Raw genomic sequence first — 19,469 nt, 5'->3', positions numbered from 1 at the left:
GCACACCGTTTCCTGAGAACGGTGTGCCCTTCGTCACGAAGTGTGCCGTTCGGCTCAGACCTCCGAGTACGAGACGTAGGCGAAGCGGCGCGAATCCGGAGCCCAGCTTGCCACGTTCATCGCTCCCTGGCCGCCGAACACGGTCGCGATCTCGCGACCCGTGCCGCCCTCGGGCGTCGTCAACCGAATGCGCACATCAGAGATGTTCTCGGGGTGCCCCTCGATGCCGGTGGGGTAACTCACATACACGAGCTGCTGCCCATCCGGTGAGGGGTGCGGGAACCAGTTGACCCGCTCGTCGTCGGTCAGCTGGGTGACGGATGCTCCGTCCGGGCGCATCCGGAACAGCTGCGTATGACCCGGCGCACCGCCTGCGCGCTCCGAGTTGAAGTACACCCACTCGCCGCCGTCCGGCCCGAGCCCGAACTCTGCTCCGTCGTCCTGGAACGCGTCGTCGGTGAGCTGCACGTCATCGGCAGCGCCACCACTAGCGCCATCACTAGTGCCAACGCCATCGCCATCGCCGTCAGCAGCACCGTCACTGTCACCACCGCCGCCGCCGCCGAGCGGCAGCAGGTACACGTTCGTGAAGCGCTGCTGGCCCTCCCACGAGAGTCCGATGTACGACAGCACGCGCCCGTCGGCTGAGATGCCGTGCAGGTAGTGATGGAAGTTGCCGCGGTCGTGCGAGACCCGTCGGACTTCGCCGCCCCGCAGCGGCACCTGGTAGAGGTGGCCGTCTGCCGCCGACACGTAGACGCTCGCGCCGTCCGGCGCGACGACGTGGTCGTTGTTGATCTCGGGAATGCCGCCGAGGTCGACTTCGCTGAGCACCGCCGTCTCCGGCGTGGCGTCGGCCGGAAAGGTGAAGAGCCGCCCGCCCCCGTTGATCACGAGCAGTGCGCCGTCGGGCGTCCAGTTCGGCGCCTCGAAGAGCAGCTCGGCCGAAGTGAGCACCGGGTGCGAGGCATCCGTGTCGAGGTCATGAACCCACAGCGTCGCCGATTGGCCCGGCAGAAAATCGCGTGCCATCTAAATGTCCTTCCAACTTCCGCTCTCGGCCGCGGCGATCACGGCCTCTGTCACGCGCACCGCGCGCAGCCCGTCCTCGAAGCGTGGCAGCCCATCGGGCGAGCCGCCAGCGATCGCGGCGTAGGTGTCCGCGACGAACGCGTTGAACGCGTCCTGATAGCCCTGCGGATGACCGGCGGGCGTCATCACGAGTCGCGCCGCATCGGGCGCGAGCTGGTCGGCGTCGCGCGGCACGAGCAGTGAGCCCGAGCGGCGGCCGACCCACAGCGTCTCGGGCTGTTCCTGATCGAACGCGAGGGATTCCTGTGCCCCCGCGATCTCGACGTGCAGCCGGTTCTTCCGGCCCGGCGCGAGCTGCGAGACGAGCACGGTCCCGATCGCACCGCCTTCCGTCTCGAGGGCGACCGACACCGCGTCCTCCGTCTCGATCCGGTCGTGCTGCGCACGCGCGGCGAGGAATGTCCGCTTCGACGCGGCCACTCGCGCGACACGGTCGCCCGTCACGAACTCGACCAGGTCGACGAGATGGGAGCCGATGTCGGCGAACGCGCGGGAGCGGCCGCCGGCGGCCGGATCGACGCGCCAGTTGTCGTCGTCGGCCGACAGCAGCCAGTCCTGCAGGTAGGAGCCCTGCACCGTCAGAACCCGGCCCGTCTCGCCGCCCGCCACCCGCGCGCGTGCGTCGCGCACGAGCGGGTGGAAGCGGTACACGAACGGGACGGTCGCGACACGGCCGACGGATGCGTCGACCAGTCGCTCCGCATCCTCGACGGTCGTCGCCAACGGCTTCTCGCACACCACGTGCTTCCCCGCGGCGAGCGCAGCGAGCGCCTGCGATGCGTGCAACGCGTTCGGAGTCGTGACGTGCACGACATCGACGGCCGGGTCGGCGATGAGCTCGTCGATGGAGTCGTACGCGCGATCGGTGCCGAGCTCGACCGCGGCTGCCACGCTGCGCTCGGGCGACGACCCGGCGACGCCGACCAGCCGGGCACGCGCGGCTCTCGCCGCGCGGGAGTGCACGGTCGCCATGAATCCGCCGCCGACGATGCCGACGCCGAGCCGCTTCGGCCGCGCGGGCGAGTCGGCCGCTTCCGTGTTCACGGCGCGCGAGCGGCCGCGGCCCATTAGGCCGTCTTCTCTGCCGGGCTCTTCCCGAGAGTCGCCTCGGCGGGCGACCAGTCCTCGGGAAGCGCAGGCGTCGGCACGAAGGTGCTCTCGACCTCCACCCATCCCCCGCGCTCGGCGGCTTCGATCGTCGAGACCATCACGTCGAGGGCATGGAACGCCTGCTCGCCCGAGGCACGCTCGGGCACGCCGGCGCGGATCGCGCGCGCCAGCTCGACGACACCGGTGCCGCGCGCGGCCTTCTCGCCGCTCGTCGTGATCGTCTCGCTCGCGCCCTCGCGGGTGCCGTTCGGCGTGTGCAGCACGAGGTCGCCGACGAACATGTTCGGATCGACCATCTCGAGTGCGCCGTCGACGCCGGTGACCTCGAACAGGGTGCGGCGGATCTGCGAGTCGAAGCTGAAGATGCTCTGCGACGTCTGGCCGCCCTCGAACTCGAACACGGCGCTGACGTGCGTCGGAACCGTCACCTCGAACGTCTCGCCCGCTCGCGGGCCGGACCCGATCGTGCGCACCGGCTTCGACTTCGACGCCACCGCGGTGACGCGCTTCACCGGGCCGAACAGCTGGATCAGGGTGGTCACGTAGTACGGGCCGACGTCGAACAGCGGGCCGGCGCCCTCCTGGAACAGGAAGTCGGGGTTCGGGTGCCACGACTCAGGGCCGGGCTGCTGCATGAGCGTGAGCGCGCTCTGAGCCCGGCCGATGGCGCCGGATTCGATGAGCCGACGGGCGGTCTGGATGCCCGCGCCGAGGAAGGTGTCGGGAGCGGTCGCGACGCGCAGCCCCGCGGCCTGCGCCGCCGCGAGCAGAGCGCGCCCGCTCTCGCGGTCGAGCGCGATGGGCTTCTCGGTCCACACGTGCTTGCCGGCAGCGATCACCTGGTGCGCCACCTCGGCGTGCGCCTTCGGGATCGTCAGGTTCACGACGATCTCGATCTTCGGGTCGGCGAGCAGTTGCTCGACCGTGCCGAAGCCCGGCACGCCGAACGCCTGAGCCTGGAACTCGGCGCGGTCGAGATCGATGTCGGCGATGAACCGCACGTCGACGTCGGGGAACGAGGTGAGGTTCGTCAGGTACTGCGTGCTGATGTTGCCCGCGCCGATCACGCCGACACCGACGGGGCCCGTGCTCGTCACGGCATCGGTCGCGGCGTCGGTCACGCGAGCCCCTCCTTCGTGAGGAAGGCGACGCTGTCGGCGACGGCCTGGAACCGGTCGTCGCGCGAATCGTCGAGCTCGATGACGCGCAGCGCCTCGGGCGCGGCTTCGATGATCGCGCGGATCGGCAGCGAGCCGGAGCCGACCGCGACCTGGTCCTTGTTCTCGTGGGTTCCGGGGCCGTCCTTGACGTGCAGCGCGACCACCTTGTCGCCGAGCCTGCCCAACAGCTCGACCGGGTCGCTGCCGCCGACGGCAGCCCAGTAGGTGTCGAGCTCGAGGAACACCGACGCGGGCACGATCTCGGCGAACAAGTCGTAGGCGGGGCGTCCCTCGATCTTGGTCTCGAACTCGAACGCGTGGTTGTGGTAGCCGATCGCGAGGCCGAACGCCTTCGCGCGGTCGGCGGCGGCAGCGAGATCATCGGCGATCCGCTTGACGCCGTCGGCGGTCTGCCAGCGCGAGTCGTCGATGTGCGGGTCGATGAGGGTACGGACGCCGAGGGCCTGGGCCTTCTCGAAGATCGGCTCCTGCTCCTCCGCCACGAAGCGCTGGTGCGCTGTCGGGCTCGTGAGACCCGCGGCGGTCAGTGCGTCGCCGAGCCCTTCGAGGCCGACGATGTTGAACGCCTCGACCTGGGTGAGCCCCAGTTCGGCCAGACGGGCGAGCGTACCAGGAAGGTCTTCCTGGAGCGCCTCGCGCACGGTGTACAGCTGCACAGAGAGGAGTGACTCGGTCATGCCGCCATTCAAACAGACTTCCGTCGCCGATCAAGCAAAAGTCGACTAATAGTCGCCAACTTTCGCGTGTGATTCAATTGCGGAGTGTCAGATCCGCTCGTGCCGCCCGACGAGCGCGGATTGTTACGGATGCTTCGCACCGGCCCCGCCCGCACGCGTGCCCAGCTCGCCGAGCTCACCGGTCTCGCACGGTCGACGGTGTCGGCGCGCCTCGACGGGCTCATCGCCGCCGGCCTCGTGGCGCCGGCCGGCGACGAGTTCTCGACCGGCGGCCGACCGCCCGCATTGCTCGCCTTCAACCCGGCGGCGCGCGTGGTACTCGCGATCGACCTGGGCGCGACCCATGGCGTGGTCGCGATCACCGACCTCGCCGGCAGCATCCTCCACACCGAATCCCGCGAGCTCGCGATCGCGGAAGGACCCCAACCGGTCCTCGACTGGGCCATCGCCGCGGCGAAGCGCGTGCTCAAGGCCAGCGGGCGCGTGCGCGATGAACTCGTCGGCGTCGGTGTCGGGTTGCCGGGCCCGGTCGAGCATTCGAGCGGGCTGCCCACGAATCCGCCGATCATGCCCGGGTGGAACCGCTTCGACGTGCCCGCCTACATCCGTCGCCACTTCGACGTGCCCGTCCTCGTCGACAACGACGTGAACATCCTCGCCCTCGGCGAGCACGCGGTCAGCTGGGGCACGGAAACGGACGTCGTCTTCGTGAAAGTGTCGACGGGCATCGGCGCCGGCATCATCGCGGGCGGCCGCCTGCAGCGCGGCGCGCAGGGGTCGGCCGGCGATCTCGGCCACGTGCGCGTGCCGTTCACGCGCCAGACCCCTCAGCACGGCGACGTCGACGCCGACCTCGAGGCGCTCGCGAGCGGCCCCGCGATCGCACGGTGGATGACCGAGCACGGCACCCCGGCTGTGACGAGCCGCGATGTCCTCGCCGCGGGGTTGCGCGGCGATCCGGTCGCCGTGCAGGGCATCCGTCAGGCCGGCCGTGACCTCGGCGAGGTCCTTGCGACCGTCGTCAATCTGCTGAATCCTTCTGTCGTCATCATCGGGGGCAGCGTGGCCCGAGCCGGCGAGCACCTTCTCGCTGGGGTCCGCGAGGTGGTCTACGGCCAGTCGGCACCCCTCGCCACGCAGCACTTGAGCATCGTGCACGCAGCGGCCGGCAGCACGGGCGGAGTGCTCGGCGCCGCGATCATGGTGATCCAGCGTGTGCTGGACGAGCCGGAGCAGCGATGATGGTGATGACGAGATGACTGAGAGGCCGCTGATGTCCCTTCCTACTCCCCGCTTCCCTGACCCGCGCGATGCGCCCGTGCTGCGCTGGGGCGTCGTCGCCCCGGGCGGCATCGCGCACAGTTTCGCGCAAGCGCTGCGCGACCACTCGACGCAGCAGATCGTGGGTGTCGCGTCCCGTTCGCGCGAGCGAGCGGACACCTTTGCCCGCGAGTTCCACGTCCGCGACGTCCACGACGACTACGGCCAGCTGCTCGACAGCCCTGATGTCGAGATCGTGTACATCGCCTCGACTCACAACGCCCATGAGGAGATCGCCGTCCGCGCCATCAAGGCGGGCAAGCACGTGCTGGTTGAGAAGCCGGCCGGCACGACCGCGGCCTCCGCTCAGCGCATCGCCGATGCCGCGCACGAGGCCGGCGTCTTCGCGATGGAGGCGATGTGGACCCGCTTCCTGCCCCACATGGACGTGGCACGTCAACTGCTCGAGTCCGGCGCGCTGGGCGACGTCAAGCTCGTCACCGCCGACTTCGGTGTGCACGCGGCCTTCGACCCCGAGAGCCGGATGTACGACCCCGCGAAAGCCGGCGGGTCTCTGCTCGACCTCGGGGTGTACCCGATCTCGTTCGCGCAGTTCGCACTGCCGGCTCTCAACAATGACCCGCGGTTCCATGTCGCGGGGTCGCTCTCCCCGACGGGTTCCGATGCCCAGGTCTCACTGATTCTCGAAGCGGATGCCGGCGCGCACGCTCTCCTGCACGTCGGCGTCGAGGCGCGCACCCCATGGACGGCGTCGATCTCGGGCACCAAGGGTCGGATCGAGATCGCGACGCCGTTCTGGGCGCCATCCGGCCTGACATTCACCCCGGAGGGCGGCGAGCCCGAGACGTACCCGGGCATTCCGGGCATCGAGGGCCGCGACGGCATGGCATTCGAAGCGGCGGCCGTCGCGCGGTACGTGCGCGACGGGCTGACCGACGCACCGCTGCACCCCTTCTCGGACGCAATCGCGGCGCTGCGCATCATCGATGAGGCGCGTCGGCGCCTCGGCTACACGTACGGGCTGGAAGAATAGCCCCGCTATGACCGACACGCTGCTCCCGCTCTTCGACGAGCAGCCGTCACTCCCCGGTCACCCCGAGCGGCCAAGCCATCTCGAGAGGGTGGTCGCCGACTCCAGCGACCGGGTGGCGTGGCTTCGCGCGCGCAGCCGGGGCATCACCGCCACCGATGTCGCCAAGCTGTCCACGCCGCGTTCGATCGACGCGGCCGCGCGAGAGAAGTGGTTCGGCAGCCGCTTCAGCGGGAACGCGTACACCGATCACGGAAAGCAGCGCGAGCCCGAGATCGCCACCTGGGTCGAGCAGCAGCACGGCATCGCGCCGTCATCGCTGCTGTTCCGCGCCGAGCGCGACCCGCGCCACCTCGCGACGCCGGACGGGCTGACCGTGACGGACGCCGGCGCACTGGTGCTCGCCGAGATCAAGACGACGAACAAGCCGTGGCGCTCGATCCCGCGCCACTACCTGCGCCAGATCTGGTGGCAGCAGTACGTGCTCGGCGCAGAACGCACCCTGTTTGTCTGGGAACAACACGAGGAGTTCGTGCCCGTCGGCGAGCCCGAATGCCGCTGGGTCGACCGCGACGATGACGCGATCGAGGTGCTCATCGGGCTCGCCGGGCAGCTCGTCACTGCGATTCAGACCCTCGCGTCTCGCCCGCGCTGACCGGCCAGAGAAGGTCGCGAAGCTGCCGTAGCCGTGATGCACGGGCTGCCAGTCGCACCGCGGACGCAGAATCCGGGCGCCACGTCTCCGCGACATTCGGAGTGAACACGCTGTCGACCGGACGCCCGTCGGCGGCCGCCCACGCGATGATCGCGGCACCGGTCGAGGTCGCCGAGTCCGGTACGGGGACTCCCGTGTCCGCTGCCAGCGCGTCGGTCATGATCTGCACCCACCGCGGCTGCTGAATGAACCCGCCGGTGAATCGCACGGCGGTCTGCTCGCCGGCCGCGGACCGAACGGTGCCGGCCAGTTCGATCAGCGCGGCCGCGATACCTTCGACCGCCGCACGCGTAAGGTCCGGCAGGCCGTGATGAGACGCGAGCCCGATGAATCCGCCGCGCAACTCCGGGCGCCACAACGGTGCCCGTTCGCCGCTCAGGTAGGGCACGAAGAAAAGCCCGTCGTCGGGCGCAACGTCGAAGGCCGCAGCGACGAGCTCGCCGACGGATGCCTCGCCGCCGAGGCGATCGCGAATCCACGTGAGCACGTTCCCACCGTTATTGCCCGCGCCGCCGACGACCCAGTGGGACCGATCGATCGGATAGCACCAGACCCGGGCGTCAGGATCGACGGCACGCTGCGCTGAGTTCGCCCGGTACGCGATGCTCGTCCCGATCGTGCACGACGCGATGCCCGCGTCGAACCCGCAGGCGCCGATCTGGGTGAGCGGGCCGTCCATGCCTCCGGTGGCGACGGGGATGCCGGCCGGCAGACCGAGGGTCTCGGCGACCTCGGTGCGCAGCGGCGCCGTGGCGTACGAGTCGTGCACCTCGGGCAGCTGCTCCGGCCTGGCCCCGGCGGCTCCGAGCAGCGGAGCATCCCACTCCCAGCGCGCACTGTCGAACACGCCGGTGGAGGCGCCCGACATCGGGTCGGTCCAGAACCGGCCGGTCAGCCATTCGAAGACGAAGTCCTTGCCGCCGGCGAACACCGCGTCGGCGCCGAGCCCGAACTCCCCGCGAGCCCACAGCAGCTTCGCCGGCCAGTAACTCGCATCCGGCGGGCACAGCGTGCGCTCGAACGCCACGCGGGCCGCCTCCGCGACGTGTGGCCAGGCGACGAGCGCGCGTGAGTCCGACCACAGCAGCACGTCCGAGACATCCGATATCTCGCTGCCCGCTCGCCGCGCCCAAGCGAAGCTGCTCGCCGTCCCCGACGCGGCGACAGCACGTATCGTCGCTCCGGTACCCGACACGCCTCGCACGACCGCGCGCACCGCCTCCTGAATCTCGGCGAAGCGGTGTGCCGACCTGCCGGTCGCGTCGGCGAAGGTTGCAAGGTCGACGGCCCGCTCGGCGAGCGTCACCATGTCGCGGTCATGGAGCCGCGCCCGCACCCCGCTCGACGAGATGTCGAGCGAGAGCACGGCGTCGGTCGACACGGTGCTCACACGAAGACGACGCACACCGGCGTCGCAGCATCCGATGTCCCGACGTGGGTCAGATTCGCCGCATCCTCGTCAATCGCGAACGTCACGATGTTGTCGCTGTTCTGGTTCGCGACCAGCAGGTACGCGCCGTCGGGGGACTGGATGAAGTCGCGCGGCTCCTCCCCCAGGCTCGGCTCGACGTGGACGAGCTCAATCGTGCCCGCCGCCTCGTCGAAGCGGAACATCGCGATGCTGTCGTGACCGCGATTGGAACCGAACACGAACCGGCCCGAATGCGACACACGCACCTCCGAGGTCTGGTTGTGGCCGGTGAAGTCGGCGGGCAAGGTCGACACGATCTGATTCTGCACGAATCCGTCACCGTCGCGCTTCAGCACGATCATGGTGTTGTCGAGCTCGGTGATGAGGAAGAGGTACTCGCCGTTCGGGTGGAACGCGAGGTGGCGCGGGCCGGCACCCGGGGCCGTCGAGAAGCGCAGCTCGCTGAGCTCGCTGAGCTTGCCGTCCGCGCTGAACTCGTAGAACAGCACCGCGTCGAGACCGAGGTCGGGTACGAGCGCGAGGCCGGTCTTCGGGTCGAACAGGATCTGATGCGCGTGCGGCCCGGTCTGGCGGACCTCGTGAACGCTCGAGCCCTCGTGCTGCACGTGGTCGACGCGCGCGCCGAGGCTGCCGTCCGCCTCGCGAGCGAACACCGAGACCGACCCGGTCCGGTAGTTGCCGACGAGCACGAACTTCTCGCTCGGATCGAGGGCGATGTGCGCGGGCTCGACCCCGTCGGACGGCACCTCGTTCAAGACCGTCAGCTCTCCGGTACGCGGGTCGCGGGCATAGGCCGCGGCGCCCCCACCGGGAGCCCCGTCGAATTCCACCGTCTCGATGACGGCGTAGACGTTCGTACCGTCGGCGGTCACGCACAGCCACGACGGATTCGTGATCTTTGCAGCGACGACCGCATCACCGACCCCGCCCTCGCTATATGAAGCCCGCAGTATGCCGTCTGCCTTGCCGTCCACATGGGCCAGCTTGTCGGTATAGGTCCCGATGAGGAGTGAGGAGGATGCCATTGCCGTTTGTTCCTTTCAGTGGTGGTACGAGATGAGGAGAGGCGAAAAGTCTCAAACTGAATTCATCTGACGGAGCAGCTGCGCACGTCGCATGACGACGCTCAGGCCGACGAGGCCGCAGAACGCGGCCGCCGAGATGATCGCAGGCACGAAGAACACGTGCGGAAGCCCGAGCGGCACGACGCCGATCGAACCGATGAGCCCACCGAGCGTGGACGAGAACACGGTTGTGCTGAGGAACGTCGACGTCGCGACGCCGGCGCCCTTCGGGTACAGCTCCTGGGCGACGTTGACGCCGAGGCCGGCGATGCACGCCCACAACAGCGACATCAGGAACTGACCGAGGAACAACTGCGCCACGTTCGTGCTCAGCGCATAGCAGAGATGCGCGATCGCGCCGAAGGCGGCGCCGACGGCCATCACCGGCATCGCGTTGAACCGCCTCGCGAACAGGCTCGCGACGGGGATGAGCAGCAGCTCGAACACGGGCTGCGTGGCGATGACCGCACCGCGAAGTGCCGGCGCCGTATGCAGTTCGTTCTGCATATAGAGGGGAAGGAACGCGAACTTGAGGGTATCGCCGCTCAGCGCGAGCATGCACAGCACGGAGAACGTGAAGAGCGGCGCCATCTCGCGCAGCTCGCGGCGGATGTGCCGCGTGGGCTGCTCAAGCTCGTCATCCTCGGTGAGACGCTGCGAGCGCACCCCGATCAACGGCACGATCTGTCCGAGGGTGAGCCCAGCGACCACCAGCAACAGCCCGCGCAGTCCGATCACGCCGCCGAGCCAGCTGCCGACGACCGGCCCGACGATCCAGCCCGCGGTGAACGACATCCGGATCGTCGAGATCACGAACGTCGCCGACGACGTCGGGTTGCGCGTCAACTCATCCCTGGCCGCGGCGTAGACCTGCGCTCCTGCCGCGCTCGCGACACCGAGCGCGGCGACGCTGATGACGAACGGCATCCAGATCTGAGTCGACGCGGCCATCAACACCCAGCCGACCGCCCCGACGCACGCCCCGATGCGGAACAGCCTCAAGCGATCGGAGATGCGGTCGGAGTACCGGCCGATCAGGAATCCGATGATCGGCGACGCGATGTTCGTCAGGTAATACAACCCTGCGACTGACAGCGGTGCTTTGAGGTCGTTGACGAAGAACAGCGCGAGCTGCGGTTGCGCCGACGACACGGCGATCCCCGAGATGAACAGGGAGATGACGGACGAGCGGTAGAGGCGCGAGTTCCAGATGATAGGGAGCGACGATGCGCGCCGCGGGCGCGCAGGGGCGTCACTCGACAACGAGGCCGACTTTCTCGGCCAGTCCCGTGAGGTAGCCAAGCGCCTCCCGGTACTCCTCGACGAACTCCTCGGTGGCGACCGCATTGCCCTTGTACACGCCGGGAACGTCGCGCACACCGCGTGAGACGCCGGGGATGTCCTCGAACTCGAGCGACACGACGCCCGTGAAGTCCGCGTCCTTGAGGCCCTGCAGCACCTTCTCCCAGTCGATTTTCCCCTTGCCGGGACGCCAGTGCACGTTGGTCTCGCCGTCATTGTCCGAGAAGTGGCAGTGGATGATCCGCTTGCCGAGTCGTTGCACCGCGACGTGGGGGATGTCGCCCGACGGGAACATGTGGCTGGGGTCCAGATTGATCCCGAGCACCGGCGAGTCGACCGCGTCGAGGATCCGCAGCAGCCCCTCGGCGGTCGAGCCGTACCGGAACGGATGCGGCTCGAGGCTGTACCTGACGCCTGCCGACTCTGCGTAGGCGGCGCACTTCCGCAGCCCGTCGATGTAGTCGAGCCAGTTCTGATCCCAATCGAGGCCCGACGGCACATCGACGGTGAACAGCTGCACATGCGGACGGTCGGTGATGCGCGGCATTTCCAGGGCGAACGGGAAGTGCACCACCGTGTTGATGATGCTCGCGCCGAGTTCTATCCCCTTGTCCACGCCCTGCTTGAACATGTCGACCGACGCAGCGCGCTCCGCCGGGTCTGGGCTCGCGAGACGCGGCGTCTTCACCACGAACTGCGAGAGCGTCATGCCCTTGTCATCGAGGATGCCGCGCAGTTCCTTGACGGTCTGCGGCGTGTAGTAGTTGACGAGCGAGTCGTCGTCCCACGCGATCAGCTCGGTTGCACGGAAGCCCGCGTCGCCGATGCGCGCGATCGCTCCGTCGTAGGGGCCATCCCATTTCCACGGCCAAACGGATGCTCCGAAACGCATGTCTTCTCCTTATGTCTGAGCTCGTCTGCAATCGCTCGCGCGCCGATGATGGCGAGCGCCACGCTCGTGAGCGTCGGGTTGCACGCCGTCGAGGTGGGGATCACCCCGTTTCCGGCCACACGCACGTTCTCTGTGCCCCACACCCTGCTGCCCGGATCACACACCGATGCGCCGTCGTCGGTCGCCCCCATGCGCACGGTGCCCTGGTAGTGCAGCGATGACCCGGCGGGGAGCTCGCGCGGTTCCTCCGCCTTGAGTGGGCGCCCCAGCGAGTTGGCGATGTCCTTGAGGGTCTCCTTCGCGCGCGCGATGACCCGCCGGTCGCCCACGGAGAGGCGATAACGGAACCGCGGCGCAGGCATCCCCCGCCAGTCCGTCTCCGTCTCGCTGAACCAGACCCGGTTCTCGGGGTCGAGCTCCTGCGGCAGGAAGAAGGCCAGCGAGATCACCGGTCCGAGTGTGGCGACCTCGGCGTCGCTCAAGCCGAGCGTCGTCGGGTCCACATGGCTGACCTGCGAGTGGAAGGGAAAGCGGTCACCGTCGAACGGAATCCACGTGACGCCGCTCGATGCGATCGCCATGGCCGACGGGTCGGACATCACTCCCGTGGTGCCGCTTTCGCCATCCGCTGTGCCGGCGGCGTCGCTCACGTCGCCGAGGGCGTCACCATCCTCAAGAACCGCCATCAGCGAGACCTGCGGATGCTCGTTGAGGTGCCGGCCGAGCGCCGCCGGTCGGATTCCGGATGCAAACAGCAACTGGGGCGTGTGCACGCTGTTGGCTGCGACGACGACGTGTCGCGCGGAGACGCTCGTCATGCGGCCGGTGAGCCGGTCTTCGAGGACCACGCCGACGGCGCGGCCGCCCTCCATCAATATGCGCCGCGCGAGCGTGTCAGCCCGCACCTCGAGGCCCCGATCGACGGCGTCGCCCAGGATGACATCGGGCCCGGAGCGGTGCACCCCGGTCGGCGTCGCCACGAGCGCCATCGGCATCTGCTGGACGCGACGGGACGGCTCGCGGCCGTCGTCCACGACACGAGAGATACGCGAACGGATGCGTTCGGCCATCCGCCGATCGGTGAAGCGGTCATTGCCCACCCGCAGCATCCGTTCGGCCTCGTCATAGGCGTCATCGAGCACCTCGCGCGCAATCAGGTCGATGCGTTCACTGCCGGCCGGCCGTGGGCAGGCGCCGAACCAGTGGGAGCCCATCCCGCCGACGCCGGACGACGCCTGCGCGGCCGGGAAGTCGCTCGGCCCCGACGGTTCCGCCAGGCTCCACAGACCGGGCCGCTTGGTGAGCGTCGCGTTCAGCGTCTCGTGATCAGCGCGGGCCACCTCATCGTGCGAAAGCTTCGGATACGCGTGCGGGAACGGACCCTGGAAGGCGATCTGCACTGCCGTCCGGTGCGAGCTGCTCTCGATGTTCGCGACGTGAAGACCGGGGGGCACTGTGGCCGCCGGGCCTGCCTCGACGAGCAGAACGCGCGCATCGGGGGCCTCGTCGATGATCGTGCGAGCGTAGGTGCATCCGGTCGGGCCCGCACCGATGACGATGACGTCTGCGCTGCTGTCGAACGCTTCCGGTACGGCGTGGTCAGCGGTCTGCGGCTCGCTCGGCATGTGGCAACTCCTTCGTCACCTGCGACTATAGGAGCGTAAAAGTCCACGCGCAATAACATTTCGCGAGGCATCCGAGAAGCGTCCGAAGACGCAGAATCAGTCGGCCCGCTCCGCCTCCACGGACTTCGCGATGATCCTCGGATCGGCCCAGACGACAGGCTTCCCCGTCCACCGCTGGATGAAGTGACCGAGCGCGTCCTGCAGGATCCGGAGCAGATCGATGTCGGGGTTGAGGAGCCACTGCAGCTGCAGACCGTCCATCAAGGCGTAGACGGCGCGGACCTCGCGCATCATCTGCTCGTCGTCCATCGGCAGGATCTCGCCGTGCTCCTGCGCGTAGTGCAGTTCGCCGAGCGCGCGCACCATGAGGCGGTCATAGCGCCGCTTCACGAACTGATGCAGTGGGTGGTTCGGGTTCGAGGACTCAGCGGCGATGGTGAGGAACATCTCGATCAGACCGCGGTCGAGCGTGTGCTGGTATGCGTTGTACGGCAGCAGCATGAACCGCGTGAGCCCGCGCACGTCGGCGGGCATCACTCGGTCGTTCTCAACGTCCCAGTGCTCGAGCACCGCGATGAGCAGCCCCTCCTTGTTCTCGAAGTGGCGCGTGAGCGCAGCCGGCGTCACTCCGACGTCGAGTGCGATCTGCCGCAGAGACCCCCCGGCGTAGCCGTACTGACCGAACACCTTCGATGCCGCGAGGATGATCTCGCGCCGCCGCTTGATGCCGTTGCGGTACGGGCCGCGCGTCTTATGGGCCGCGATATCTGCGACCCCCGCTGCAGAACCCTCGGACATGCTCGACCTTTCCGCTAAAACTCCACCACCTTAGCGTCGTCCCACGTGACCGGTGCGCCGGTCCACACCTCGATGAAATGGCCGAGCGCTGCGCGAAAGGCCGAGACGAGGTCCCAGTCAGGGTTGAGCAGCCACTGCAGCTGAATGCCGTCCATCAGCGCGTATGCCGCCTTCACGTCGCGCACGATGTGCTCGTCGGTGAGCGTCGGCAAGACCTCGCCGGCGTCGCGCGCCCAAGTGAGCTCGACGATCATCGCGCTGAGCACGCGGTCGTATCGCCGCTGTACGAAGTCGTGCAGCGGGTGAACAGGATTCGACGCCTCGGCCGAGATCGTCAGGAACATCTCGACCAGACCGCGGTCGTGGGTGTGGTGGCGCGCGCTCTCGGGCATCTGCTTGACTCTCGCGATTCCGTGCAAGTCGCGCGGCATCAGCCGGTCGTTCTCGGAATCCCAATACTGCAGCACTGCGACGAGCAGGCTCTCCTTGTCAGGGAAGTGGCGCGTCAGCGCCGCGGGTGTGACGCCCACGCGCTTGGCCACCTGCCGCAACGACCCGCCGGCATACCCGTATTCGCCGAACACCTTCGCGGCCGACGCGATGATGTCCTGCCGACGCTTGATTCCGTTCCGGTACGGTCCCCGGACACGTCCTGCCTGCGCATCTGCCATCGCAGCCCCTCTCTTCGCCGTCCGGCCGGTCGTGAGCCGATGGGCGATTACCGGCCCGCGAGCGAGCCCCCGATCCCCCCGACCGAGAAATACCTGTTCAGCACGGCGAAGATGATGATCGGCGGCAGCATCATCACAACCGATACCGCCATAACGTAACCCCACGACGTGTTGTTGGCAGCGAAAAACGTCTCCAGGCCGACCGGCAGCGTGTAGTTGGCGTAGTTGTGCAGGAACACTGATGCGACCAGATAGTCGTTCCATGCCACGAGGAAGGCGAAGATCGCCGTCGACAGCACTCCCGGCAGCGAGTTGCGCAAGACGATTCTGAGGAACCCGCCGAACATCGACGCGCCGTCCATCCACGCCGCCTCTTCCAACGCGACCGGTATCGAGTCGAAGTATGCGGCCATCATCCAGGTGGCGACAGCCATCGACCCCGCGATATAGACGATCGTCACGCCGGCCAGACTGTCGGTGAGGTGCAGTCGCGCGAACAGCACGAACAGCGGCACGACCGACACGATGATCGGCAGCGACTGGGCGACGAACAGGATCAGCGAATAGGACGAGACCGCCCTGCTGCGCCCTCGCGAGAGCACGTAGCCCGCCGGCGCCGCCACCGCCACGGCGACGACGACAGTGGCGAGAACGACGATGAGGCTGTTGGTGAGCCACAGGACCACCTGCGTCTGCGTGAAGACATGGGTGAAGTTCTCGACCGTGAATTTGGACTTCGTGGCGCTCTGGCTCTGGGGTGTGAGGGAGAGGTACACGGTGGCGAGGATCGGCACCATCACGATCAGCGCGATCACGGCCGCGATGAGCGTGTGATACCACGTCGGGCCGCCCGCGTCGCGCGCCACTCGATGCGAGCGACGGGCGTTCGGGGTCGCGTCGGTGCGCCCGCGCACCAGTGCGGCGTTGCTTGCGGTCACTCGATGTCCGCCTTTCTGATCTGCCGGAAGAGCACCAGCGACACGATCACCGCGACGATGGTCATGATGAACGCGATCGCGACGCCCGGGCCGGTCTGGAAGTTGGAGAAGACCTCCTGATAGGCGAGGACCACCAGCGTGTTGGTTGACCCGATCGGGCCACCACCGGTGAGCAGGTACACGATGGGGAAGTCGTTGATACAGAAGATCACCATGAGGATCCAGCTGATATAGGTCGGCCTGGCGATCAGCGGCAACGTGATGCGGAAGAACGTCTGGCTGCGGCTCGCTCCGTCGACGCGAGCGGCTTCGTACACGTTCTCGTCGACACCGGCGAGCGCCGAGCCCATCATCAGCAGCATGAACGGAAAACTCACCCACACCTTGAACGCGAGAACCGTGATCTGCGCGAGAGTCGGGTCTGCGAGGAACAGCACGTTCCCGAAGCCGAGGCTCTTGAGCAGCAACGGGATCGGACTCGTCGACGTCGCGACCAGCCAGTTCCACGAGGTCGAGGAGACGACGATCGGAACGATCCACGGCAGCAGCAGCAGGGTCCTGATGACCCCGCGGGCGTGCACCCGCGTCTTCGTCAGCAGCGCTAAGCCCAAACCGATGATCCAGCTGCCGAAGACGCCGACAATGGTGAAGATGATCGTGAAACGCACGGCGGGCCAGAAGCCTGGCAGAGTGACCGCCGCCACGAAGTTCTGCAGGCCGATGAACTTGCCCACTTGAACGAGGTTGCCGTTAGTGAGCGCCTGGATCGCCGCGAACACCAACGGATACCCGTTGATCACGACCAGCAGAACCACCGAGGGCAGCACCATCACGAGGAGGGTGACGAGGCCACGGCGGCGACGCCGACGGGGGCGGGGCGGGGCGTCACCCTGGTGACCGCCGAGCCCCACCCCCTTCGACGCACGTGCCAACGAGGTGAGTTGTTGTGACGTCATGACGAGACCGCCAGCAGCCCCTTCTGCAACGTCGCGAGAGCGGTCTTGGAGTCGGTCTTGCCCTCGAGCATCGTCTGCGCGAACTGCTGAACTGCCGTGCCGTTGTCTGCGGCCGCGAGTGAGGCGAACAGCGTCGTACCGCGAGCCGAATACCCCTTCGCGATCGGCTCCCACTGCTCGAGGACCTTCTTGGTGTTGGGGTCGGACTGGTACTGCGGCAGTGCAATGACCGACTTGCGGATCGGCAGCGCGCCGGTGTCACCCTTGGCGAAGAGCCCGTTGGCGCCGATGAACGCCTGCAGCCAGTACTGCATGAACGCCTCAGACCCGGCCTGGCTGGTTGTGTGCGTGTACATCATGTAGTTCTTCAGGTACTGCAGGGTCCCGACATCGCCATGCGGGCCCTTGATCGGGTCGGGCATGACGAGCTCGCCCTTCGGCAGCGACGTCAGCGCCGGCAGCGTGGCGTTCGTGAATCCGATCGCGGTCTTCCGGTTCTTGAAGCTGTCATAGAGGTTCTGATCCGTGTAGCTGACCGACCCCGGGTCGATGGCGCCCGCGGCGTGCAGTTCGCGGACGAAGTCCATGGCCTCGACATTGCGCGAATAGGTCGCGTCCGGCTTGCCGTTTTCGTCGTAGAGACCCCCACCGTTGTTGATCATGAGCGACACCATGGCGTGGCCGCCGTAGGCGGACGACGCACTGGCCGCGGTCCCGAAGCCGTACACGCCGATCTTCGCCAGCGACTTCGCGGCCGCCAGCCAGGAGTCCCAGTCGGTCGGCAGCGCGTCGACACCCGCCTTGTTGAGGAGCGCCTGGTTGACCCACGGCACTCGGATGTCGAAGCCCCACGGCGCGGCCACGTAACCCTTGCTCGTCTTGAAGGGGGCCCATGCGCTTGCGGGGTAGTCGTCGTAGATGCCCGCCTTCTTGAGGTTGGCGACGAGCGTGTCGGCGTATGCGATGGCGCCCTCGTTGGCGAACTGGAAGGCCTGGAATGCATACCCGCCGCTGACAGCCGGACCGTTGCCGGCGGCGATCGCCGCTTGCAGGCCCTCATAGGTGTTCGGGGTGGTGATCACCTGGTAGCTCGCCTTCGGCAACCCCTTCTTCGGCGCGTATGCCTCCGTCACGGTTTTCGATTCGGCGTTGAATTGGCCGGGCCCGACCCCGTCCCAGAAGGTGATCGGCCCCTTCGAGCCGTCGCCGCCGCCGGTGGATGTCGATGCGTTGCTTCCGCCGCCAGTACACGCGGCGAGAAGCGGGAGTAGTGCTGCGGCGCCGCCGAGAGCGAGAAATTCGCGACGTGCGATCGGTCGGCGCTTGAACGATTCGAGCGAGTTCATGCCACTTCCTTGGTCTCATCATTGAGGACGATTCGTGAGTCATCTCGTCGCCGGCCCGGCTTCGTCACCTCAGGTTTGGGCCTCGCGAAATGTTGTCACTCATTCACGTTCCGCTCATGGTAGGTGAATGTCATGAACGGCGCAACACGGTCTTCGGCCCCGAATTCATCACGTTTACAAGCCCGATTTGAATTGTTAGCATTCGGTCACGGTTCGCAGATGAGCCGTTTCACAAGCACGTCAGGAGAGCACGACAATGAGGTTTGGCGCATCAGTTTGGCCGTGGAAATGGGACACACCGTACGACAAGGCGGTGCGAAGGATCGGCCAGGCCGGCTTCCGTGCCACGGAGCTCATCGCCTGGCGTCCTGAGACTTTCGACGAGTACTACACACCGGACACGGTGGCACTGCTGAAGCAGACCCTCGACGACGAGGGGATGAAGATTTCGCAGTTCGTCGTCAACAACGGGCCCGCGGCGAGTCCGGACCCACGCGCACGGCAGGCCGCGATCGACATGTTCAAGAAAGGCGTCGACACGGGTCGGGAGCTCGGTGCCACGATCGTCAACACCGTCACTCACATGCCGTTCGACCTGCCGTACCCGCGAATCACCGACCGCCCACTGGCGCAGACGTTCAACCTCCCGCTCAGCAAAGACCTCGACTGGGATCAGAACTGGCACGACTACGTCGCGGTCCTCAAGGAGTGCGCCGACTACGCCGAGCAGGCCGGACTGGTCTACAGCCTGGAGCCCCATCCGTTCCGGTACGGCGGCAATACGGAGGGGCTCCTCCGCCTGCTCGAGGCCGTCGACTCGCCGGCCCTCGGGGTCAACGTCGATCCCAGCCACCTGTTCCCGATCGGTGACTTCCCCAACATGGTGATCTACCGGCTGGGGTCCCGCGTCGTCCACTGCCACTTCTCGGACAACGACGGCGCAACCAACGTGCACTGGCGCCCGGGAATGGGCAAGATCGACTGGACGGACACTCTGCAGGCGCTCAAGGACGTCGGCTTCGACGGCGTGGTCTCGCTCGAGTTCGAGGACGTACCCGGCGTCTCCCGCGGGCAAGCGAACGTTCCCGGCATCTACAAGGGCAACGACATCGCCACCGAGGGTTTCGAAGCGGAGTACAAGACCGCCCTCGAGTACCTCACCGCGATCGCTCACGAGGTCGGGCTCAACGTCGAGTAGCCCTCTCGGAGTAGCTCGTTAAATACGAAAGACCCCGTCGCGTACGACGGGGTCTTTCTAAGGGGTGTTCGGCGGTGTCCTACTCTCCCACAGGGTCGCCCCTGCAGTACCATCGGCGCTGGGAGTCTTAGCTTCCGGGTTCGGAATGTGTCCGGGCGTTT

At 67.4% G+C, this 19,469-nt stretch carries 18 protein-coding genes and 1 rRNA gene; 4 read left to right on the top strand and 15 right to left on the bottom strand.

What is annotated here, in order from left to right:
• Positions 1–54: 54 nt before the first annotated feature.
• Genes ACFOYW_RS07265 through ACFOYW_RS07250 form a run of 4 tightly spaced genes read right to left on the bottom strand, consistent with a single transcriptional unit; the run spans position 55 to position 4,060 of the window.
• Complete coding sequence (locus ACFOYW_RS07265) at positions 55–1,032, bottom strand: TolB family protein (RefSeq protein WP_390228168.1); 978 nt, start codon at positions 1,030–1,032, stop codon at positions 55–57.
• Positions 1,033–2,160 carry a Gfo/Idh/MocA family protein gene (locus ACFOYW_RS07260; RefSeq protein WP_390228167.1) on the bottom strand — a complete coding sequence of 376 codons (1,128 nt, stop codon included), beginning with the start codon at positions 2,158–2,160 and terminating at the stop codon, positions 1,033–1,035. It abuts the gene before it with no gap.
• Positions 2,160–3,323, bottom strand: a complete 1,164-nt coding sequence (locus ACFOYW_RS07255; RefSeq protein ID WP_390228166.1) for a Gfo/Idh/MocA family protein — start codon at positions 3,321–3,323, stop codon at positions 2,160–2,162. Before ACFOYW_RS07255 ends, ACFOYW_RS07260 begins: the two co-directional genes overlap by 1 nt.
• Complete coding sequence (locus tag ACFOYW_RS07250) at positions 3,320–4,060, bottom strand: sugar phosphate isomerase/epimerase family protein (protein ID WP_390228164.1); 741 nt, start codon at positions 4,058–4,060, stop codon at positions 3,320–3,322. Before ACFOYW_RS07250 ends, ACFOYW_RS07255 begins: the two co-directional genes overlap by 4 nt.
• Before the next feature lie 84 nt (positions 4,061–4,144).
• Here ACFOYW_RS07250 and ACFOYW_RS07245 point away from each other — a divergent pair, with 84 nt between their 5' ends.
• The 3 genes from ACFOYW_RS07245 to ACFOYW_RS07235 are packed head-to-tail and all read left to right on the top strand — an operon-like array spanning position 4,145 to position 7,026.
• Entirely contained in the window at positions 4,145–5,302 is a 1,158-nt protein-coding gene (locus ACFOYW_RS07245) for an ROK family transcriptional regulator (RefSeq protein ID WP_390228163.1), read from the top strand.
• Between the two features lie 31 nt (positions 5,303–5,333).
• Positions 5,334–6,374: a Gfo/Idh/MocA family protein gene (locus tag ACFOYW_RS07240; protein ID WP_390228162.1), complete on the top strand. Its 1,041-nt coding sequence runs from the start codon at positions 5,334–5,336 to the stop codon at positions 6,372–6,374.
• Positions 6,375–6,381: 7 nt separating this feature from the next.
• Positions 6,382–7,026, top strand: coding sequence for a YqaJ viral recombinase family protein (locus tag ACFOYW_RS07235; RefSeq protein WP_390228161.1), 645 nt, complete (start codon positions 6,382–6,384; stop codon positions 7,024–7,026).
• Here ACFOYW_RS07235 and ACFOYW_RS07230 read toward each other — a convergent pair.
• The 10 genes from ACFOYW_RS07230 to ACFOYW_RS07185 form a co-directional block, all read right to left on the bottom strand.
• A complete protein-coding gene (locus ACFOYW_RS07230; RefSeq protein WP_390228160.1) occupies positions 6,989–8,467 on the bottom strand; it encodes an FGGY-family carbohydrate kinase in 1,479 nt (492 codons plus the stop codon). The two genes, ACFOYW_RS07235 and ACFOYW_RS07230, sit on opposite strands and share 38 nt — an antisense overlap.
• A 5-nt stretch (positions 8,468–8,472) precedes the next feature.
• Entirely contained in the window at positions 8,473–9,543 is a 1,071-nt protein-coding gene (locus tag ACFOYW_RS07225) for a lactonase family protein (RefSeq protein WP_390228159.1), read from the bottom strand.
• A gap of 51 nt (positions 9,544–9,594) precedes the next feature.
• Positions 9,595–10,845, bottom strand: coding sequence for an MFS transporter (locus tag ACFOYW_RS07220; protein ID WP_390228158.1), 1,251 nt, complete (start codon positions 10,843–10,845; stop codon positions 9,595–9,597).
• Positions 10,835–11,776: a sugar phosphate isomerase/epimerase family protein gene (locus tag ACFOYW_RS07215; RefSeq protein WP_390228156.1), complete on the bottom strand. Its 942-nt coding sequence runs from the start codon at positions 11,774–11,776 to the stop codon at positions 10,835–10,837. Before ACFOYW_RS07215 ends, ACFOYW_RS07220 begins: the two co-directional genes overlap by 11 nt.
• Positions 11,677–13,401, bottom strand: coding sequence for a GMC oxidoreductase (locus tag ACFOYW_RS07210; RefSeq protein WP_390228155.1), 1,725 nt, complete (start codon positions 13,399–13,401; stop codon positions 11,677–11,679). The genes ACFOYW_RS07215 and ACFOYW_RS07210 overlap by 100 nt, the downstream gene beginning before the upstream one ends.
• A gap of 96 nt (positions 13,402–13,497) precedes the next feature.
• Positions 13,498–14,199 carry a TetR/AcrR family transcriptional regulator gene (locus ACFOYW_RS07205; RefSeq protein ID WP_390228154.1) on the bottom strand — a complete coding sequence of 234 codons (702 nt, stop codon included), beginning with the start codon at positions 14,197–14,199 and terminating at the stop codon, positions 13,498–13,500.
• A 14-nt stretch (positions 14,200–14,213) separates the two neighbouring features.
• Positions 14,214–14,870 (bottom strand): TetR/AcrR family transcriptional regulator, encoded by a 657-nt coding sequence (locus ACFOYW_RS07200; protein ID WP_390228153.1) that lies wholly within the window; start codon positions 14,868–14,870, stop codon positions 14,214–14,216.
• A 47-nt stretch (positions 14,871–14,917) separates the two neighbouring features.
• The gene (locus ACFOYW_RS07195) at positions 14,918–15,808 is read right to left on the bottom strand and encodes a carbohydrate ABC transporter permease (protein ID WP_390228151.1); all 891 of its coding nucleotides are present in this window, start codon (positions 15,806–15,808) and stop codon (positions 14,918–14,920) included.
• Positions 15,805–16,764 (bottom strand): carbohydrate ABC transporter permease, encoded by a 960-nt coding sequence (locus ACFOYW_RS07190; protein WP_390228150.1) that lies wholly within the window; start codon positions 16,762–16,764, stop codon positions 15,805–15,807. Before ACFOYW_RS07190 ends, ACFOYW_RS07195 begins: the two co-directional genes overlap by 4 nt.
• Entirely contained in the window at positions 16,761–18,110 is a 1,350-nt protein-coding gene (locus ACFOYW_RS07185; RefSeq protein WP_390228149.1) for an ABC transporter substrate-binding protein, read from the bottom strand. Before ACFOYW_RS07185 ends, ACFOYW_RS07190 begins: the two co-directional genes overlap by 4 nt.
• Positions 18,111–18,366: 256 nt before the next feature.
• On the opposite strand from ACFOYW_RS07185, the gene ACFOYW_RS07180 reads away from it, so the two are divergent.
• Positions 18,367–19,308: a sugar phosphate isomerase/epimerase family protein gene (locus tag ACFOYW_RS07180; protein ID WP_390228148.1), complete on the top strand. Its 942-nt coding sequence runs from the start codon at positions 18,367–18,369 to the stop codon at positions 19,306–19,308.
• 66 nt (positions 19,309–19,374) lie between these two features.
• On the opposite strand, the gene rrf is transcribed toward ACFOYW_RS07180, so the two are convergent.
• Positions 19,375–19,469 (bottom strand): 5S ribosomal RNA (gene rrf / locus ACFOYW_RS07175); the annotation flags it as partial.

The sequence above is a fragment of the Gryllotalpicola reticulitermitis genome, from assembly GCF_042651345.1.
Classification (GTDB): Bacteria; Actinomycetota; Actinomycetes; order Actinomycetales; family Microbacteriaceae; genus Gryllotalpicola; species Gryllotalpicola reticulitermitis.
This window is presented reverse-complemented; position numbering and strand designations above follow the sequence as displayed.

What these genes read in the sequence shown, in the direction of transcription:
- ACFOYW_RS07240 (WP_390228162.1), top strand. Translation starts at nt 5,334, where the DNA reads ATGTCCCTTCCTACTCCCCGCTTCCCTGACCCGCGCGATGCGCCCGTG.
- ACFOYW_RS07265 (WP_390228168.1), bottom strand. Translation starts at nt 1,032, where the DNA reads ATGGCACGCGATTTTCTGCCGGGCCAATCGGCGACGCTGTGGGTTCAT.
- ACFOYW_RS07205 (WP_390228154.1), bottom strand. Translation starts at nt 14,199, where the DNA reads ATGTCCGAGGGTTCTGCAGCGGGGGTCGCAGATATCGCGGCCCATAAG.
- ACFOYW_RS07215 (WP_390228156.1), bottom strand. Translation starts at nt 11,776, where the DNA reads ATGCGTTTCGGAGCATCCGTTTGGCCGTGGAAATGGGATGGCCCCTAC.
- ACFOYW_RS07190 (WP_390228150.1), bottom strand. Translation starts at nt 16,764, where the DNA reads ATGACGTCACAACAACTCACCTCGTTGGCACGTGCGTCGAAGGGGGTG.
- ACFOYW_RS07225 (WP_390228159.1), bottom strand. Translation starts at nt 9,543, where the DNA reads ATGGCATCCTCCTCACTCCTCATCGGGACCTATACCGACAAGCTGGCC.
- ACFOYW_RS07180 (WP_390228148.1), top strand. Translation starts at nt 18,367, where the DNA reads ATGAGGTTTGGCGCATCAGTTTGGCCGTGGAAATGGGACACACCGTAC.
- ACFOYW_RS07210 (WP_390228155.1), bottom strand. Translation starts at nt 13,401, where the DNA reads ATGCCGAGCGAGCCGCAGACCGCTGACCACGCCGTACCGGAAGCGTTC.
- ACFOYW_RS07250 (WP_390228164.1), bottom strand. Translation starts at nt 4,060, where the DNA reads ATGACCGAGTCACTCCTCTCTGTGCAGCTGTACACCGTGCGCGAGGCG.
- ACFOYW_RS07200 (WP_390228153.1), bottom strand. Translation starts at nt 14,870, where the DNA reads ATGGCAGATGCGCAGGCAGGACGTGTCCGGGGACCGTACCGGAACGGA.
- ACFOYW_RS07260 (WP_390228167.1), bottom strand. Translation starts at nt 2,160, where the DNA reads ATGGGCCGCGGCCGCTCGCGCGCCGTGAACACGGAAGCGGCCGACTCG.
- ACFOYW_RS07185 (WP_390228149.1), bottom strand. Translation starts at nt 18,110, where the DNA reads ATGAACTCGCTCGAATCGTTCAAGCGCCGACCGATCGCACGTCGCGAA.
- ACFOYW_RS07235 (WP_390228161.1), top strand. Translation starts at nt 6,382, where the DNA reads ATGACCGACACGCTGCTCCCGCTCTTCGACGAGCAGCCGTCACTCCCC.